Annotated in this window: 14 protein-coding genes; 1 reads left to right on the plus strand and 13 read right to left on the minus strand. The window is 60.0% G+C overall.

The window, feature by feature from the left end; genetic code table 11:
- Positions 1-46: 46 nt before the first annotated feature.
- The 4 genes from ftsZ to PL640_RS12475 form a co-directional block, all read right to left on the minus strand.
- The gene (gene ftsZ / locus PL640_RS12460) at positions 47-1,798 is read right to left on the minus strand and encodes a cell division protein FtsZ (RefSeq protein WP_142840266.1); all 1,752 of its coding nucleotides are present in this window, start codon (positions 1,796-1,798) and stop codon (positions 47-49) included.
- Between the two features lie 92 nt (positions 1,799-1,890).
- Positions 1,891-3,222, minus strand: coding sequence for a cell division protein FtsA (gene ftsA, locus PL640_RS12465; RefSeq protein ID WP_003522206.1), 1,332 nt, complete (start codon positions 3,220-3,222; stop codon positions 1,891-1,893).
- Entirely contained in the window at positions 3,219-4,151 is a 933-nt protein-coding gene (locus PL640_RS12470) for a cell division protein FtsQ/DivIB (protein ID WP_161991238.1), read from the minus strand. The genes ftsA and PL640_RS12470 overlap by 4 nt, the downstream gene beginning before the upstream one ends.
- Complete coding sequence (locus PL640_RS12475) at positions 4,139-5,065, minus strand: D-alanine--D-alanine ligase (protein WP_271362419.1); 927 nt, start codon at positions 5,063-5,065, stop codon at positions 4,139-4,141. Before PL640_RS12475 ends, PL640_RS12470 begins: the two co-directional genes overlap by 13 nt.
- Before the next feature lie 543 nt (positions 5,066-5,608).
- Between PL640_RS12475 and PL640_RS12480 the strand changes: the two genes are divergently transcribed.
- A complete protein-coding gene (locus PL640_RS12480; protein ID WP_142840268.1) occupies positions 5,609-6,913 on the plus strand; it encodes an MFS transporter in 1,305 nt (434 codons plus the stop codon).
- A 75-nt stretch (positions 6,914-6,988) separates the two neighbouring features.
- Here PL640_RS12480 and PL640_RS12485 read toward each other — a convergent pair whose 3' ends face one another.
- From PL640_RS12485 to PL640_RS12525, 9 genes are all read right to left on the minus strand, one after another.
- Positions 6,989-7,798, minus strand: a complete 810-nt coding sequence (locus PL640_RS12485; protein WP_271362163.1) for a GGDEF domain-containing protein — start codon at positions 7,796-7,798, stop codon at positions 6,989-6,991.
- Between the two features lie 184 nt (positions 7,799-7,982).
- On the minus strand, positions 7,983-8,948 hold the full coding sequence (gene murB / locus PL640_RS12490; protein ID WP_046798066.1) for a UDP-N-acetylmuramate dehydrogenase: 966 nt from the start codon (positions 8,946-8,948) through the stop codon (positions 7,983-7,985).
- Positions 8,945-10,360: a UDP-N-acetylmuramate--L-alanine ligase gene (murC, locus tag PL640_RS12495; protein ID WP_142840271.1), complete on the minus strand. Its 1,416-nt coding sequence runs from the start codon at positions 10,358-10,360 to the stop codon at positions 8,945-8,947. Before murC ends, murB begins: the two co-directional genes overlap by 4 nt.
- A complete protein-coding gene (gene murG / locus PL640_RS12500) occupies positions 10,357-11,493 on the minus strand; it encodes an undecaprenyldiphospho-muramoylpentapeptide beta-N-acetylglucosaminyltransferase (protein ID WP_269703154.1) in 1,137 nt (378 codons plus the stop codon). Before murG ends, murC begins: the two co-directional genes overlap by 4 nt.
- Before the next feature lie 6 nt (positions 11,494-11,499).
- Entirely contained in the window at positions 11,500-12,654 is a 1,155-nt protein-coding gene (gene ftsW, locus PL640_RS12505) for a putative lipid II flippase FtsW (RefSeq protein ID WP_142840273.1), read from the minus strand.
- Positions 12,655-12,659: 5 nt separating this feature from the next.
- Positions 12,660-14,069: a UDP-N-acetylmuramoyl-L-alanine--D-glutamate ligase gene (murD, locus tag PL640_RS12510; protein WP_271362164.1), complete on the minus strand. Its 1,410-nt coding sequence runs from the start codon at positions 14,067-14,069 to the stop codon at positions 12,660-12,662.
- A gap of 3 nt (positions 14,070-14,072) precedes the next feature.
- Positions 14,073-15,173: a phospho-N-acetylmuramoyl-pentapeptide-transferase gene (mraY, locus tag PL640_RS12515; RefSeq protein ID WP_271362165.1), complete on the minus strand. Its 1,101-nt coding sequence runs from the start codon at positions 15,171-15,173 to the stop codon at positions 14,073-14,075.
- A 23-nt stretch (positions 15,174-15,196) separates the two neighbouring features.
- Positions 15,197-16,630 (minus strand): UDP-N-acetylmuramoylalanyl-D-glutamyl-2,6-diaminopimelate--D-alanyl-D-alanine ligase, encoded by a 1,434-nt coding sequence (locus PL640_RS12520; protein ID WP_142840275.1) that lies wholly within the window; start codon positions 16,628-16,630, stop codon positions 15,197-15,199.
- Entirely contained in the window at positions 16,627-18,087 is a 1,461-nt protein-coding gene (locus tag PL640_RS12525) for a UDP-N-acetylmuramoyl-L-alanyl-D-glutamate--2,6-diaminopimelate ligase (protein WP_271362166.1), read from the minus strand. The genes PL640_RS12520 and PL640_RS12525 overlap by 4 nt, the downstream gene beginning before the upstream one ends.
- Between the last annotated feature and the right edge of the window lie 57 nt (positions 18,088-18,144).

An 18,144-nucleotide genomic window follows, 5' to 3' on the forward strand; every position in this document is an offset into this window, starting at 1 on the left:
CCGGGTCGTGAAACCCGGGCGTTTGAAGAGGCGGATGGAATCGCCTTTAGTTGGACTGGCGGCGCAGGAACGCCGGGATTTCCAGCTGGTCGTCATCATGGTGGCTGGACGATGCGGGCGTTGCACGGCCGTGGTCGTCAAGCTGGCCACGACGCGGTGCGTAGAGGCTGGCTTCCGGCGAAAGCGGCGCGCGGCGCTGCGGCGCCATGCTCGGCGCATCCATCATGTCGGAGGGAACTTCTTCTTCTTCGCGGCGACCAAGCGAGTTGGTGATGCGCTTCAGAAGACCCATCGGGCCACGCTCTTCCTGGGCGGCAGGAGCGGCATGGGCGCGGTGTTCCATCTCGGCCTTCACGACCGGCGGAAAGTCCTCGACCTTCGGCATGCGTACCGGCTCTGGCTGGCGGGCAACCGGAGCAGGCTCCTGGTAGACCGGTGCCTGCGGCTGCTGCATGCGCGGAGCCGGAGCGGCAACCTGTTCCGGTGCATGGTAGACGGGTGCCGGAGCAACCGGCGCCGGAGCGACCTGCTGAACCGGCTGAGCCGGACGAAGAGCAGCCGGCGCTTCAGCCGGGGACGATGCGAACAGCTTGCTCTGCGGACGGAAGTCCTGAGACGGCTGCTGGTGAGCGGCAAAACCGAGTTCGCGTTCCATTTCAGCTTCCGCCGAACGGATGGTCTGGGCGATCTGGTCTACGGTCTTTGGTGCCTGCGATACTGCATGTGCAGGCTGAACTGCGGCCGGAGCGGGAGCAACGGCCGCGGAAGGACGGATAAGCGGCTTCGCAGCAGCAGCGCGCATTTCGGCAACATTCTGTTCGCCGATGCCGGCAACACGGTCAATGCCGGTGGCAACGACGGAGACGCGGATGAGACCTTCCAGAGCTTCGTCGAAGGTGGCGCCGAGGATGATGTTGGCATCCGGATCGACTTCTTCGCGAATGCGGGTAGCCGCTTCGTCGACTTCGAACAGGGTAAGGTCGCGACCACCGGTGATGGAGATCAGCAGGCCCTGTGCGCCCTTCATCGAGGTTTCGTCGAGCAGCGGGTTGGCGATTGCCGCTTCCGCAGCCTGCATTGCGCGGCCCGGACCGGAAGCCTCACCGGTACCCATCATCGCGCGGCCCATTTCGCGCATGACCGAGCGAACGTCGGCGAAGTCGAGGTTGATGAGACCTTCCTTCACCATCAGATCGGTGATGCAGGCAACGCCGGAGTAGAGAACCTGGTCAGCCATGGCGAAGGCGTCGGCGAAGGTCGTCTTGTCGTTGGCAATGCGGAAGAGGTTCTGGTTCGGAATGACGATCAGCGTATCGACGGACTTCTGCAGTTCCTCGATGCCCTGTTCGGCAAGACGCATGCGGCGGCCGCCTTCGAAGTGGAAAGGCTTGGTGACGACGCCGACCGTCAGGATACCCTTGTTGCGGGCAGCCTGTGCAACGACCGGGGCAGCACCGGTGCCGGTGCCGCCGCCCATGCCGGCGGTGACGAAGCACATATGGGTGCCATTCAGGTGATCGATGATCTCATCGATGCATTCTTCAGCGGCGGCGCGGCCGACTTCCGGCTGGGAACCGGCGCCAAGACCTTCAGTGACGTTGACGCCGAGCTGGATGACCCGATCTGCCTTCGTCATGGTCAGTGCCTGCGCATCTGTGTTGGCGACAACGAAATCGACACCCTGGAGGCCAGCCGTGATCATGTTGTTGACAGCGTTACCGCCGCCGCCGCCAACACCGAAAACGGTGATGCGTGGCTTCAGCTCGGTGATATCAGGCTTTTGCAGCTGTATCGTCATTTTAGCATTCCTTCTTTCTCTGGCCGCATCGCCCCGCTGGCCGATTCTTGAAAACTCAACTCTGAAACCTCCGGCTTACGCCACGAGGCCACTCAAAAACTCTCTTTCAGCCATTGCCCAACCCGGGCTATCCGGCCGCTGCCCGTACCAAACGGCGAGAACATTCCGCCTTGCGCCGCATGAATTTCGATGTCCGCCACCTGCGGATAGATCATCAGTCCGCAGGCGGTTGAGAATGCCGGACCCTTCGCCGCTACCGGAAGACCGGCCACGCCCATGGGGCGGCCGATACGAACGTTGCGGGCGAGAATGCGCCGTGCCGTTTCCGGTAGCCCCGTCAGCTGGCTTGCGCCGCCAGTCAGGACCACGCGCTTGCCGACAATGGGGCTGAAGCCGGACTTCTGGATACGATCACGGATCAATTCCAGCGTCTCTTCGATACGCGCCCGCACGATGCGGGTTACAAGGGCTCTTGAAACTTGCGATGGTTGATCGCGATCATCTTCGCCAATCGGCGGGATCGAAATCATGTCGCGCTCATCCGCGCCATTCAGCAAAGCCGAACCATGCACCACCTTCAGTCTCTCCGCATCTTCGATTCGTGTCGAGAGGCCACGTGCAAGATCTGTCGTCACGTGATGGCCGCCAAGGCCGATCGCGTCGGTGTGAATGAGACGGCCTTCGGCAAAAACCGAGATCGTCGTGGTGCCGCCACCCATGTCGATGGCCGCGCAGCCGAGTTCGACTTCATCGTCCACCAGCGCTGCAAGACCGCTGGCATAGGGTGTCGCCACCATGCCTTCGACCGAAAGATGCGCGCGGTTGACGCAAAGCTCGAGGTTCTTCAGCGCCGTGCGTTCGACCGTCACCACATGCATGTCGACACCAAGGAGGTCGCCATACATGGAGAGCGGATCACGAATGCCGCGTTCGCCATCCAGCGAATAACCCGTGGGCAGCGAGTGCAGGATCGCCCGGTCCTGACGCATGGACTGCTGGCTTGCCGCCACCAGAACCTTGCGCAGATCGCTTGCTTCCACTTCCTGGCCGCCGAGATCGATGCTCGCGGTATAGATATCGCTTGCCAGCCGTCCGGCGGAAACATTGACGATCAGGCTGTCGACGGTGAGACCCGCCATGCGCTCGGCCGCATCGACCGAAAGACGGATGACGCCTTCCAGCGCGTCGAGATCGGCGATCACGCCTGACTTCACGCCGCGCGAGCGCTGGTGGCCGATGCCGATGATTTCGACCTTGTGGGTGCGGCCCGGCAGAATTTCGCTTTCCTGACGCGGCGTCAGCCGGCCGATCATGCATACGACCTTGGTCGAGCCGATATCCAGCACCGACACGATGTGGCTGCGCTTGGAGGAAAGCGGCTTCAGCCGAGGCAGACCGAAATGGGAAGAACCGAATAAGCTCATGTGTTCTTCTCCGCCTTCTTGAGAGCCTTGGTGCGCGCATCGACGGCGGCCTGACGGCGTTCCGTGGCACCCTCGGTCAGCTGGATCGTGGTGCGATCCGCGAGCCTCAGATCAACCGCGGCGACATCGCGCGACAGAACTTTTTCCTCGAGATCGAGCCGCGCCAGCAATTGCAGCGCCTGCGGCAGGTTTTCTTCCGGCAGCTTGACCACGATGCCGTTATCGAGATGCAGATCCCAGCGACGGCCGGCAATGCGGACATAGGCGCGGACACGGTTGCGGATTTCCGGCCAGTCAGCCAGTTGCCCGACGAAACCGGCAGCACCGGTTTCCGCGTCACGTCCGACAAACAGCGGCAACTCGGCGAATTTATTGTCACGCAACGGCGCGATCACGCTGCCGCTTTTTTCGATCAGCGACAGTTCCGTCCCGTGCTGCCAGATGCCGAAGGCTTCACGCTCCTTCAGGCGAACCTCGACGGTCTTCGGATAGACCTTGCGGATATCGACATCTTCCACCCAGGGAAGCTGGACGAGCTTGCGGCGCGCCGCATCGATATCGAGCGCGATGAGCGAGGTGCTGCCATCGAGGCCGAGAAGCTGGAAGACTTCGATTTCCGAGGTCTGGCGATTGCCAGAGACTTTCACATCTTCAACAGCAAAGCCCGCGGCAGATGTCGTGGTCTGGGTAACGATGTTGGTGTGTCCGCCGAGCGACATGCCGTAAAGCCCGGTCACCGCGTAAAAAGCAATGGCCGAAATCGTACCGGTATGGGCGGGAATGTGAATGCGTCCGGTCGCAAGGCTGACACCGAAACGCACGAAGCGACGCAGCGGACGCGGCAGCACCCTGCGATCGTCGGCATTGGCTGCCGCCGCATATTGCTCGCGCTTTTTTGCCGTCGACTTTTTGCCGGTCACCGCAAACACGAAGCGTCCTCCACCATCCAGCTGACAAGGTTACCAAAGGAGCGGCCAGCATGGGCCGCCATTTCGGGCACCAGGGAGGTCGGCGTCATGCCCGGCTGTGTATTCACTTCAAGCCAGATAACTTCGCCATCTTCTGAGAAACGGTCGTCGTAACGAAAGTCTGAACGGCTTACGCCACGGCACCCGATCGCCTGATGCGCCATAACCGCCAATGTTTGAATCTTTTGGTAAATTTTCGGTGAAATTTCCGCGGGAATGACATGTTTCGAGCCACCAGCCGCGTATTTCGCATCGTAATCATAGAAATTGTGGCCAAGCGGCACCACCTCGGTGACGCCCAGCGCCTCGCCATCAAGCACGCCACAGGTCAGTTCGCGCCCATGAATATAGCGCTCGACCATGACCTGATCCCCATAACGCCATTCCGACGAGGTGAGGATTTGCGGCGGGTGCGACTGGTCTTCCTTGACGATAACGACGCCGAAGCTCGATCCCTCGCGTACCGGCTTCACCACATAAGGTGGCGCAAGCGGATGTTCGCTGGTGAAATCGAAGCGGTTCATGACGCGCTCGGCGGCAACCGGGACGCCGGCGGCGGCAGCAACTTTCTTGGCCTGCGCCTTGTCCATGGCAAGGGCGGAAGCCAGCACGCCGGAATGGGTATAGGGAATGGCGAGATATTCGAGAATGCCCTGAATGGTGCCGTCTTCGCCGAAGGGGCCGTGCAGTGCATTGAAGGCGACATCCGGGCGCAGTTCCGCGAGCACGGCAGCGACATCGCGCCCTACATCGACCCGGGTGACCTTGTAGCCCTCGCCTTCGAGCGCAAGCGCGCAAGCGTTGCCCGACGAGAGGCTGACCGGCCGCTCCGACGAAAACCCACCCAAAAGAACAGCTACGTGCTTGCCGCCCATCGAACCCTCTGACACCAACTCTCCGTTACGAACCACGCCCGAACCGACCGAATTTGACGGACGGTGATTCTGGCACATGATCCTTGAGATCAGTTAAACGCCATTAAGGTTAATGAATCGTTTACTTTCGTTAACCGCCGCGCCCAACATGCCGAGTTCCATTAAAGAATCAGCATCGATCCGGATTCCCTCCTTGGAATCAGAGAGTTGCACCGATTGCAACATGCAGGTTTTCAATGATCGGAAATAAAGCCGCGCCAGCGCGCCAGCGCCTCCCCGCTGAAGGCAAGGTCGAAACGTTAACGAAAGGCGTTTTTCCCCAGCGAAAATTATATGGCGTTTCAGCGTTTTAAATCCGCGACCTGAATCAGTCTCTCAATCACTGGAGCGCGTGAAAAAGCTTCACCGTCGGGATCTCGCATTCAAAGATCACATTATTTGCATTATTTCTTTTTTAGCATTCCATAAGAACAAAAATTGCGTTAACGCAGTCCCTGCCTCCCAAGGCATGACATTCCAATCATCTGAAATGGAACCCAAACCATGACTGACGCGATATCTCCGGTATCGTCGACAGCTGGCAATTCGAACGCTGTAAAGACAAATTCGCCTGCACGAGTTCTCACTGCCAGCCTGGTCGGCACGACCATCGAGTTTTTCGATTTTTACGTTTACGCCACGGCCGCAGTGCTCGTGTTCCCGGCATTGTTCTTCCCGAACAACGACCCGATGACGGCGCTTCTGGCGTCCTTCGCCACCTTCTCCATCGCCTTTTTCGCCCGCCCGCTCGGCGCGGTGGTCTTCGGCCACTATGGTGACCGTGTTGGCCGCAAGACGACCCTCGTCGCAGCGCTCCTGACCATGGGTGTCTCGACCGTCGTCATCGGCCTTCTGCCCTCCTATGAGACGGCCGGCGTTCTTGCCCCGCTGCTTTTGGCGATTTGCCGCTTCGGTCAGGGCTTTGGTCTTGGCGGAGAATGGGGTGGTGCCGTGCTTCTCGCCACCGAAAATGCTCCTCCCGGCAAACGCAGCTGGTACGGCATGTTCCCGCAGCTCGGCGCACCCGTCGGCCTGTTCCTTTCCTCCGGCGTGTTCTGGATCCTCCTGCACTTCATGTCGCAGGAATCGCTGCTCAGCTGGGGCTGGCGCATTCCCTTCGTCGCTTCGATCATCCTGATCGCGGTCGGCATGTGGGTTCGCCTGTCGATCACCGAAACGCCCGATTTCCAGAAGGCCATCGAAAAGGAAGAACGTGTTGCCGTACCGGTCGCCGAACTCTTCCGCAACCACAAGCGCAGCCTCGTGCTCGGCACCTTCGTGGCGCTGGCCACTTTCGTGCTGTTCTATATCGGTACTGCCTATCTTCTGTCCTACAACGTCAAGGTTCTGAAAATTCCGTTCCTCGACGCGCTGGAAGTGCAGATCCTCGGCTCCATCGTCTTCGGTATCTTCATCCCGATCGCCGGCAAGCTTGCCGAGAAATTTGGCCGTCGTGAAATCCTGATCCTGACGACGGTGCTGATCGGCCTGTTCTCCTTCCTGCTGCCCAGCCTGATGACCGGTGGTGAAGGCTCGATCTTCATCTTCGCAGCTCTTGCCATGACGCTGATGGGCATGACCTATGGCCTGATCGGAACGGCGCTCGCCGCCCCCTTCCCGACCCGCGTGCGTTACACCGGCTCGTCCATCACCTTCAACATGGCCGGCATCTTCGGCGCGTCGCTGGCGCCCTATATCGCCACATGGCTGCAGGTGAATTACGGCATGGGTTACGTCGGTTATTACCTCTGCGTATCCGCCATCATCACGCTCGCCTGCATTCTTCTGTCCCGCAAGGACGAAGTCTGATCCGCACGGATTGCCAGACATTAAAAAGCCCGCGAAACCTTCGTTTCGCGGGCTTTTGTTTGCCTGCTTTAACGCTTACGCCACGGCCTGGCGCCGCTCGACATGACCGGTCATGCAGACGCGATTGCGCCCTCCTCCCTTTGCCCGATAGAGCGCCAGATCGGCATTGTGCATGACCTTGTCGAAAATGTCGGCATCGCCGCGAAAGGCCACGCCAATCGAAATCGTCACCGTGATCCGCAAATCCTGATACGCCACCGGGGTGGTCTCGATGGCTGCGCGAACCCTTTCGCACATCTGCAGAAAGGCGAGCGGACTGGTTTCCTGCACAACGACAAATTCCTCGCCACCCAGGCGGGCGACATGCGCAGAAGGATCGAATTGCTCCCTTATCCTGCGAGCGACGTTCGAGATGACGAGATCACCGGCAAGGTGGCTGTATCTGTCATTCACCGACTTGAAATGATCGATATCGAGAAAGGCAACACAATAGTCGCTGCCCAGTTCAGCGCATGCAGCATAAAGGCCGAGCCGGTTGCTGAGGCCGGTCAGGGCGTCCGTATGGCTCAGATGCAGGAAGCGCTCGTGGGATTGCACGAGAATTTTCACTTCCCTGGCATTCAGCCAGCAGACCAGCAATGTAATCGTAAACGCCACCGTCCCGCCGAGCGTCACACTCAACATGATGCCGTTGAAGAGATCGGTTACTAGCCCGAACTGCGCGAGAAGCGTCAGGCCACCCATGCACATCAGAATGACAATGATCGTCACGAGACAAGCGATGCGAATGGAGAATTCCAGCGGCTCGAGCCGCCTGCGGCCCTCCGACGTGGCGACCGAAAAACTTATCATTTCGATCGGTTTTTTCCAAAGACCCAACATCATGCTCAAAAGCACCTAGATCACGTAATGCCGTTGGTATTTCCTGATAAAAAGTAATTTAATATTGAAGGACGAGACGTCGCCTCACCCCGATAATATCGGAAAAACTGTTGATTGACCGTTACGATACACGAAACGGCCAGATCAACAGCAGGATTTTCTTGAAATTGGCAGCATTCGCCGAGGCTTAAGCCCCGAGGAACGGCTCCACTTCCCGGCCCGGCATGAACAGGCCAAGGCGCTTGATTTCCCATTCAAGCCGGATGCCCGATTTCTCGAACACTCGTCTGCGGATGGTCTCGCCCAGATATTCCAGATCGTAGCCAGTCGCGTGGCCGGTATTGATCATGAAATTGCAATGCAGCGATGACATCTGCGCGCCGCCGATAACGAGACCACGGCCGCCCGCCTCGTCGATCAGTTCCCAGGCGGAATGACCTTCGGGATTCTTGAAGGTCGAACCACCCGTCTGCTCGCGGATCGGCTGGACGGTTTCGCGATGATGGCGCACGGCGTCCATATCGGCGCGGATTTTCGCCTTGTCTTCCGGATAACCTTCAAACAGCGCACCGGTGAAGATCAGGCCGGCATCGGCGCCGGAATGGCGGTAGCTATAACCCATATCCGCATTTGACAGCACATGCTGGTTGCCCTGACGGTCGACCGCATAGACTTCCACGACGCGATCGCGTGTCTCGCCGCCATTGGCGCCGGCATTCATGCGCAGCGCGCCACCGATGGAACCGGGAATGCCGTAAAAGAAATGGAACCCACCGATACCATTATCCATGGCCATGGCGGCAATATGTTTGTCCGGGCAGATCGCGCCAGCCTTGATACGGTTCTCGCCGGCAAGCTCCACCTGGCCGAAACCCTTGGCAGACAGGCGGACGACGACGCCCGGAATACCACCATCACGTACCAGAAGGTTCGAGCCGACGCCGACCACGGTCAACGGCACGTCTTCCGGCAGAATTTTCAGAAAGGCAATCAGATCATCCGTGTCGTGCGGCTGGAACATGACTTCCGCCAGACCGCCGGCTCTGAACCACGTCACGCGGTCCATGGGCGCATCCGGTGTCAGACGTCCCCGCAATTCCTTTACCCCGTCGCCGAGCCTCCCCAGCAATTTTACCCCATCGACCTGTCTCATTCAGACTTTCCTGATATGCTCTTCAATTCCGAAGGCAGCACCGCTGCCCATTGCGTGATATTTCCAGCCCCCAAGAGAACCACGAAATCACCCGGTTTCGCAATGGCTGCAACCTGTGACGCAAGGTCCTCCCGCTTTTCGAGAAAACGGGCGTCGCGGTGGCCGGCGGCCTTGATGGCCGAAACCAGCGCTTCCGAACTTGCGCCTTCGATCGGATCTTCGCCCGCGGCATAGACCGGAGCAAGGATAATCGTGTCGGCATCGTTAAAGCAATGCGCGAAATCGTCAAACAGGCTGGAAAGGCGGCTATAGCGGTGCGGCTGGTGCACGGCGATGATGCGGCCCTTGCAGGCTTCCCGCGCAGCCGCCAGCACAGCCTTGATCTCAACCGGATGATGACCGTAGTCGTCGAAGACCTGCACGCCATTGGCTTCGCCCGTCAACGTGAAGCGACGCTTGACCCCGGCAAAGGAGGCAAGCCCCTTCTTGATGTCGGCTTCCGAAATACCCAGGCGATTGGCAACGGCAATCGCCGCCGTCGCATTCGACACATTGTGACGGCCGGGCATCGGCAGAACGAGATCCGTGAAAGAGAATATCTTGCCGGTGCGGCGACGGCGGATTTCCACATCGAAAATGGACCGCGTGCCGTCAATGCGTACATTCGAAAACCGCACATCCGCCTGAGGGTTTTCGCCATAGGTGATGACCTTGCGGTCCTCGATCCGGCCAACCAGCGCCTGAACCTCGGGATGGTCGAGACACATGACGCCGAAGCCGTAGAACGGCACATTCTCGACGAATTGCCGGAACGCGGCGCGCACGGCATCAAAATTGCCGTAATGGTCAAGATGTTCAGGATCGATATTGGTAATAACGGCCACATCGGCCGGAAGCTTCAGGAAGGTACCGTCGGATTCGTCGGCCTCCACCACCATCCACTCGCCCTCACCCATGCGGGCATTGGTGCCATAGGCATTGATGATGCCGCCATTGATGACGGTCGGATCGAGATTGCCGGCTTCCAGCAGGGTCGCGACCATGGAGGTCGTCGTGGTCTTGCCATGGGTGCCGCCAATGGCGATGGCATTGCGGAAACGCATCAGCTCGGCCAGCATTTCGGCACGGCGAACGATCGGCAGGTGCTTTTCCCGCGCCGAGATCAGCTCCGGATTGTTCTTCTTGATGGCGGTGGAAACAACCACGACTTCGGCGTCACCGAGATTGTCAGCCGTATGTCCGACGAACACCTCGATGCCCTTGTCGCGCAGGCGCTGCACATTGGCGCTGTCAGCCTGATCCGACCCCTGTACGCGATGACCGAGATTGTGAAGCACTTCGGCAATGCCGCTCATGCCGATCCCGCCTATGCCGATGAAATGGACAAGGCCTATGGCTTTCGGCATCTTCATGCCCCAACTCCTTCATTCTTCTTTTTAAATTCCTGTACGGACCGGCCTTCGGCAATCGCTTCCACCAGATCGGCCAGCACATCCGCCGCATGCGGTTTTCCGGTTGCCTTGGCAGCCGCTGCCGTCGTCGAAAGCCTATCCGGCTCCGAAAGTGCTGAAGACAGCAGGCTCGACAGTTTCTGCGGCGACAGTTCCGACTGTTTGATGACGCTTGCGCCGCCGGCAGCCGAAAGTGCGGCCGCATTGGCCGCCTGATCGTGATCGAGCGCGTGCGGATAGGGCACAAGGATCGACGGACGACCGATCACCGAAAGCTCCGACACCGTCGAAGCGCCGGAGCGGCTGATAACAAGATCGGCCTCAGCGATGCGCGAGGCCATGTCACCGAAGAAGGGCGAAACGTCAGCCTTCACACCGAGCTTCTGGTAGGAGGCTATCACGCTGTCCTTGTCTTCGGGTCGGGCCTGCTGGGTCACGACGACGCGCTTGCGCTGCTCGTCCTTCATCAGGCAGATCGCCGCCGGAACGGCGCTCGAAAAGAACTGCGCACCCTGGCTGCCGCCGAAAACCACCAGCTGGAAAGGCTCCCCCGTCTGCGACGGCGTATAGGGAATTTCCGAGGCCGCCAGCACGGCCGGGCGCACCGGATTGCCCGTCGCCACCGTCTTGTCGGAATATTGGCCGTTGGCGGGCGGCAGAAAACCGCCGGCAATTGCCTTGACGCGGGCAGCCAGCGCCTTGTTGGCGCGGCCCATCACCGCATTCTGCTCGTGAATGATTGAGGGAACGCCAAGCCCGGTGGATGCCAGAAGCGGCGGCACGGTGGGATAACCGCCGAAGCCGACAACCGCGACCGGCTTCAGTTTCGTAACCAGCCTACGCGCTGCGCGAAGACCCACCCACAGCTTCCAGAGCGAACGCACGACGGAAATCGGGTTTTTCGAGCCGATGGTGGCTGATGGCACGACATGGATTTCATCGGCCGGAAATTTGCCGGCATAACGCTCGGCGCGGCTGTCGGTGACGAGATGCACCTGATAACCGCGCGCCGTCAGCGTATGCGCGAGCGCCTCTGCCGGAAACACATGGCCGCCGGTTCCACCGGCGGCAAGAAGAACAATACCCTTGCTCATGATCGTTTACTCCGCTGGAACGCCGGAACCGACGCGGAAGAAGCTGCGCTCCTGCGCCCGCTTTTCAGGTCTGTGGCGTGTCAGCGCCAGAAGGAAGCCAGCCGTGACGCAGATCGCCATCATCGACGAACCACCATAGGAAATCAAAGGCAGCGTCATGCCCTTGGCGGGCATCAGCTCCAGATTAACGCCAATATTGATCATCGACTGCATGCCAATCTGCAGCACCAGACCAGCCACCGCGAAGCGGCAGAAATCATCCTTTTCCTTGAAGGCGTGCGACAGGCCGCGCAGCACGATGAAGGCGAAGATCGCAACGAGGAACATGCAGAACACGATGCCGAATTCTTCAGCCGCAACCGAGAAGATGAAGTCGGTATGGCTGTCGGGAATGATGCGCTTGACGATGCCTTCGCCCGGGCCGCGCCCGAACCAGTCGCCGCGAATGATCGCCTCACGCGCCGTATCCACCTGGAACGTATCGCCTTCGCCGGTCCAGAAGCGGTCGATACGGCCGGCGACGTGTGGCAACATCAGATAGGCGGAAATGATGCCGCCGACGCCGACGCCACCGAGCATGATGATCCAGAACCACGGCACGCCGGCCATGAAGAACATGCCGCCCCAGACAACCGAGGTCAGGATCGTCTGGCCGAAGTCCGGCTGGGCGATCAGGAGTGCCGCCACGATGCCGAAAGTGATGATGGCGAAGAGATTGCCGGGAATTTCAGGATGGCGCGCCCGTTCGGCGAACAGCCAGGCGCAGACGATCACAAAGGCAGGCTTCATGAATTCCGACGGCTGGATCGAGAAGGTGCCGATGGAAATCCACCGTCGTGCACCCTTGACCTCGATGCCGAAGAATAGCGCGAAGATCATCATCAACAGCGAAGCGATCAGCATGATGACCGCAACACGCCTGACCTGACGGGGCGACAGGAAGGAAAGGCCGACCATGATCGCCAGCGACGGCACCATGAACATCGCCTGACGTTCGACGAAGAAGAAGCTGTTGAGACCGATACGCTCGGCAACCGCAGGCGACGCCGCAAAGGACAGCATCAGGCCGATGCCCATCAGTGCGACGAACGCCGCCAGAAAGAAACGGTCGATAGTCCAGAACCACTCTGCGACCGGACCGCGATCAACTCGGCTTACCATGGCCTTCAGCCCCCTTTTCCAGAGTGAACGAGCATCGTCATGCCGTCGAGCGCCGCGACCTGCGCGACGAACGAATCACCTCTGATTTCAAAGTTCTTATATTGATCGAAGCTTGCGCAAGCCGGGGATAACATCACGACATTGCCGGCCGTCGCATCTTTTTCCGCATCGGCTGCCGCATGCTGCACTGCCTTGTCCAGCGTGCCGGATATTTCATAAGGCACGGCCTCGCCAAGCGTCGCGGCAAATTCCGCCGCCGCTTCACCGATCAGATAGGCTTTGGCGATGTGAGGAAACAGCGGCGACAGGCTGGTTATGCCTCCCGCCTTGGGAAGACCGCCGGCGATCCAGTAAATCCGCTCATAGCTCGAAAGCGCAGGTGCCGCGGCATCGGCATTGGTCGCCTTGCTGTCATTGACGAAGGTGACGTTACCGCGCCGGCCGACCGGCTGCATGCGATGCTTGAGGCCGGGGAACGACTTGAGACCGGCGCGAACCTCGTCTTCGGAAACCCCGACAGCAAGGCAGGCAGCGATTGCCGCCGCCGCGTTCTGCGCATTGTGGCTGCCACGAAGCGTCTGGATACCGTCGAGATCGACCAGCAGCGAAGACGTGCCGCCATGTGCCCGCAGGATGCGGCTGCCTTCTGCATAAAGACCTTCGGAAACGATGTTGCGCTTGGAAATGCGCTCCACCTTGACGCCGGCGCGCTCGATACGGTCGGCAATCAGCGTCGAATGGCTGTCATCCACGCCGACGATCGCAGTGTTGCTGCCAGCGACCAGCCGCTCCTTGACGTCGGCATAATGCTGCATGGTGCCATGCCGGTCGAGATGGTCAGGCGTCAGATTGAGCAGGATACCGGCAGTCGGATTGATCGTCGGTGCCAGATCGATCTGGTAGGACGAGCATTCGACCACGTAAAAACGTTGCGCTTTCGGCGGATCGAGGCTCAGCACCGCCGTGCCGATATTGCCGCCGAGCTGCGTATCGCGGCCGGAGGCCTTGAGAATATGGGCGATCAGCGCCGTCGTCGTGGATTTGCCGTTGGTGCCGGTAATCGCGATAAACGGGCAATCCGGCGCATGGGCACGACGTTCGCGAATGAAAAGCTCGATATCGCCGATGACCTCGACGCCCGCTGCTTTCGCAAGGTCTACAGACCAGTGCGGCTTTGGATGTGTCAGAGGCACGCCGGGCGCCAGCACGAAGGAAGAAAACGAGGGCCAGTCTATCGTTCGAAGGTCCGCCGTTACGATGCCCTCGGCCTCAGCCTTGGCAACGCTGTCAGGATTGTCGTCGAAAGCGACGACTTCCGCACCACCGGCAACCAGCGCCCTGGCCGTGACAAGACCTGAACCGCCAAGCCCGAAAAGGGCGACTTTCTTACCTTTGAACGACGTGACCGGGATCATCGCTCACCTCAGCTTCAGGGTGGCGAGGCCAAGCAGCGCGAGACCCACGGAGATGATCCAGAAACGGATGACCACCTGGCTTTCCGTCCAGCCTTTTTTCTCGAAATGGTGATGGATCGGCGCCATGAGGAAGACGCGCCGGCCGGTGCGCTTGAACCAGAAAACCTGGATGATGACCGACAGCGTCTCCATGACGAACAGGCCGCCGACGATGACCATGACGATCTCATGCTTGGTGGCAACTGCGATGGAGCCGATAAGACCACCAAGCGCCAGCGAACCCGTGTCGCCCATGAAGATGGCGGCGGGCGGCGCATTGAACCACAGGAAACCGAGGCCCGCGCCGATGACCGCACCGACGATGACCGCAAGTTCGCCGGTGCCGGGCACGAAATTGATCTGCAGGTAGTTGGCAAACACCGCGTTACCGGCGAGATAGGCAATCACGCCAAAGGTAGCGGCAGCGATCATGACCGGCACGATGGCGAGACCATCGAGGCCATCCGTCAGGTTCACCGCATTGCCGGCACCGACGATGACAAAAGCACCGAACAGCACGAAGAAGTAGCTCAGATTGATCACGAATTCCTTGAAGAAAGGAAAGGCGATGGAGCTGCCGAGCGTGCCGCCATGCGGTGCGGAGGCGAGCGCCATCTTCATCATGAAAAACACGGCAATCGCCGCAATCACGAATTCGATGCCGAGACGGGCCTTGCCGGAAAAACCCTTGTCGCTCTGCTTCGTCACCTTGAGATAATCGTCGTAAAAGCCGATTGCGCCGAAACCGAGCGTCACCATCAAAACGGCGACGACATAGACATTCGACAGGTCACCCCAGAGCAGCGAACCACCGAGAATACCCGCAAGGATCATCAGCCCGCCCATGGTCGGCGTACCGGCCTTCTTGAAATGGGTCTGCGGCCCATCGGCGCGGATCGGCTGGCCTTTGCCCTGGCGAACGCGCAGCGAGTTGATGATTGCCGGTCCGAACAGGAAGACGATCAACGCAGAGGTGAACATTGCGGCGCCCGCCCGCAAGGTGATGTACCGGAAGAGGTTGAAGACTTGAACTTTATCCGACAGTTCGACGAGCCAGATCAGCATATTTGCCCTTTCAAAAGGCTATTTCAGACTTGGCGTTCCGTCTCGGGGAATGCCGGATACTTGTCAAGCAGGGCGGCGACAATCTTGCCGAAACCAAGCCCCAGTGACGATTTTACCATGAGCGCGTCTCCCGGTTGCACCCATTGCAGGGCGAAATCGGTGAGTTCCGCCGTCGTCGGGAACCAGATGACGGTGACGCTGTCCGGCAACGCATCGCGAAGAGCGGCCATCGCCTCTCCCGCCAGCCAGACATGTTCGATACCCGCCGCAAGCAGCGGCCCGGCCAGCTCTTCATGCAGCTGCGCGGAAAATTCACCCATTTCCAGCATGTCGCCGAGAACTGCAACGCGTCGGCCGTGGCCCTGCGTTTCGGTTTCCGCCAGCACGGCAATCGCCGCCCGCATGGAAGCCGGGTTGGCATTATAGCTCTCGTCGATGAGCAGGAAGGAGCCGCCGTCGATCGTCAGGCGGTGGCGCTGGCCGCGCCCCTTCACCGCTTCGAGTGTTCCAAGCGCTTCAAAAGCACGGTCGAGATTGGCGCCGGTCACGGCAACAGCGCCAAGCACGGCCATGGCATTATCGGCGATGTGACGACCGGGAACGTTCAGGTGCAATTCGCTGGTCTCGCCGTTCAGGATCGCCCAGATGGTTGAACCCGACGGTGTGCTTTCGAAATCGGCTAGCCGGAAATCGGCTTTCGCATGCTGCCCGAAGGTCAGAACATGCTCTATGCCCTGCTCCTGTGCGACCTCTTCAAGCTGCTCGAACTGGGCATTGTCGCGGTTGAGGATGACGGAGCCGCCCTCCTCCAGACCTTCGAATATCTCCGCCTTGGCAGCAGCGATCTCTTCGATGTTCTTGAAATTGCCGAGATGGGCGGCAGCGATGGTGGTGATAATCGCCACATGCGGGCGCACCATCTTCACCAGCGGCCGGATTTCGCCGGAATGGTTCATGCCGATTTCGAACACACCAAATTCGGTATCGGCGGGCATGCGCGCCAGCGTCAGCGGCACGCCCCAATGGTTGTTGAAGGAAGCGACCGCCGCGTGAACCCGACCCGACGGCTCCAGAGCCTGCCGCAGCATCTCCTTCGTCGTCGTCTTGCCGACCGAGCCGGTCACCGCGATGATGCGCGCCGAGGTTCTTTCCCGTGCTGCAATGGCGAGCTTGCCGAGTGCGGCGAGAACATCCTCCACCACGATCATCGGCACGGTCAGCCGGCCGAGAGCCGGCAGCTTGCCTTCGGCCACCACCAGAAGACCGGCGCCATTGGCAACGGCAAAGCTGGTATAATCATGGCCGTCGACCCGATCACCCTTGATGGCGAAGAAGGCCTCTCCGGGTTTAACGGTCCGGCTGTCGATGGAAATGCCGGTGATTCCGGTCGGCAGGTTGCCCACCGGGCGTCCTGCCGTGATGGCGATCATGTCGGCGACTGTCCATAACCAGCTCAAATCTTCAATCCTTCCAGCGCAGCGCGCACCTGTTCATGATCGGAAAACGGCAGCGTCACAGAACCGACGATCTGCCCCTCTTCATGCCCCTTGCCCGCGACGATCAGCGTATCGCCATTTGAAAGCAGCGACACCGCATGGTGGATCGCCTGCGATCTGTCGCCGATTTCCATGGCACCCGGCGCCGCCGCCATGACCTCGGAACGGATCGTTGCGGCATCTTCCGAGCGCGGATTGTCATCGGTGACGATGACGATGTCAGAAAGCCGCGTTGCAACCTCACCCATGATCGAGCGCTTGCCCTTGTCACGGTCACCGCCACAGCCGAAGACGGTGATGATACGGCCGGAGGTGAAGGGTCTTACTGAGGTCAGCACATTTTCCAGCGCATCCGGCTTGTGGGCATAATCCACATAGGCAAGCGCCCCGTTTTTCGTCTGGCCTACGAGTTCCAGACGACCGGCCGCACCGATCAGCTTTTCAAGCGCCTTCATCGCCACAGTGGCGGAAACGCCCGTGGACATGGCGAGACCGGCTGCCACGAGCGCGTTGGCCACCTGAAAATCGCCGGCAAGCGGAATATCGACTTCGTGAATCACGCCGTCATGATGCACTTCGATCATCTGTTTATGACGGAAATGCTCCACCCGTTTCAGCGTCAGGTAATCGCCCTTGCGGCCAACAGTGCGAACATCAAGGCCCGCATCACCAGCGGCGCGGATGGCCTGCTGCGACCAGGGATCGTCAGCGAAGATCACTGCCGGTGCACCCTTTTTCATCAGCGTATCGAACAGCCGCATCTTCGCGGCCATATAGTCCTCAACGGTCGGATGATAATCCATATGATCGCGGCCGAGATTGGTGAAACCGGCCGCTGCAAGCTTCACGCCATCGAGGCGGCGCTGGTCAAGGCCGTGGCTCGAAGCCTCCATCGCCGCATGCGTTACGCCTTCGTCGGCAAGCTCGGCCAGAAGTGCATGCAATGTCACAGGGTCGGGTGTCGTCAGCGCGCCATAATCCTCGCGGCCGGGCGCAATGACACCCGTCGTGCCGATCTGTGCGGCGGCATGGCCGGCAAAGGCCCAGATCTGCCGCACGAAGGAGGCGACGGACGTCTTTCCAGCCGTGCCGGTCACAGCAACCATGGTTTCAGGCTGTTTTCCGTAGAACCGGGCAGCGGCAAGGGAGAGATAGAGACGCGGATCGGTGACAGCGAGAACCGGTACATCGGCCTCCACCGCATGTGCGGAAACGATCGCAACCGCACCCTTGGCGACCGCGTCCTTCACATAGGTCGCGCCATCCGCCTTGGTTCCCGCCACCGCCACGAACAGGCTGCCTGGCGCAGCCTTGCGGCTGTCTGCGGTTATTCCCCCGATTTCGATCGCCCCGATCTCAGACAGGAGCAATTCATTCAATTCCGGAAACGCGTTTCCGGATATATCTCGCAAATTCATCGACTGTGTCCGTCTTGTCCCCCCGGCGCGAATCGCCGGAACATCATAAGCTCTAAC

Origin of the sequence: Agrobacterium sp. ST15.16.024, assembly GCF_027956545.1 — a bacterium.
Taxonomy (GTDB): Bacteria; Pseudomonadota; Alphaproteobacteria; order Rhizobiales; family Rhizobiaceae; genus Agrobacterium; species Agrobacterium cucumeris.

Coding starts and splice junctions, on each gene's coding strand:
- ftsZ (WP_142840266.1), bottom strand. CDS start 1,798: ATGACGATACAGCTGCAAAAGCCTGATATCACCGAGCTGAAGCCACGC.
- murG (WP_269703154.1), bottom strand. CDS start 11,493: ATGAGCAAGGGTATTGTTCTTCTTGCCGCCGGTGGAACCGGCGGCCAT.
- ftsA (WP_003522206.1), bottom strand. CDS start 3,222: ATGAGCTTATTCGGTTCTTCCCATTTCGGTCTGCCTCGGCTGAAGCCG.
- ftsW (WP_142840273.1), bottom strand. CDS start 12,654: ATGGTAAGCCGAGTTGATCGCGGTCCGGTCGCAGAGTGGTTCTGGACT.
- PL640_RS12525 (WP_271362166.1), bottom strand. CDS start 18,087: ATGAATTTGCGAGATATATCCGGAAACGCGTTTCCGGAATTGAATGAA.
- PL640_RS12480 (WP_142840268.1), top strand. CDS start 5,609: ATGACTGACGCGATATCTCCGGTATCGTCGACAGCTGGCAATTCGAAC.
- PL640_RS12485 (WP_271362163.1), bottom strand. CDS start 7,798: ATGATGTTGGGTCTTTGGAAAAAACCGATCGAAATGATAAGTTTTTCG.
- PL640_RS12475 (WP_271362419.1), bottom strand. CDS start 5,065: ATGGGCGGCAAGCACGTAGCTGTTCTTTTGGGTGGGTTTTCGTCGGAG.
- murD (WP_271362164.1), bottom strand. CDS start 14,069: ATGATCCCGGTCACGTCGTTCAAAGGTAAGAAAGTCGCCCTTTTCGGG.
- murB (WP_046798066.1), bottom strand. CDS start 8,948: ATGAGACAGGTCGATGGGGTAAAATTGCTGGGGAGGCTCGGCGACGGG.
- mraY (WP_271362165.1), bottom strand. CDS start 15,173: ATGCTGATCTGGCTCGTCGAACTGTCGGATAAAGTTCAAGTCTTCAAC.
- murC (WP_142840271.1), bottom strand. CDS start 10,360: ATGAAGATGCCGAAAGCCATAGGCCTTGTCCATTTCATCGGCATAGGC.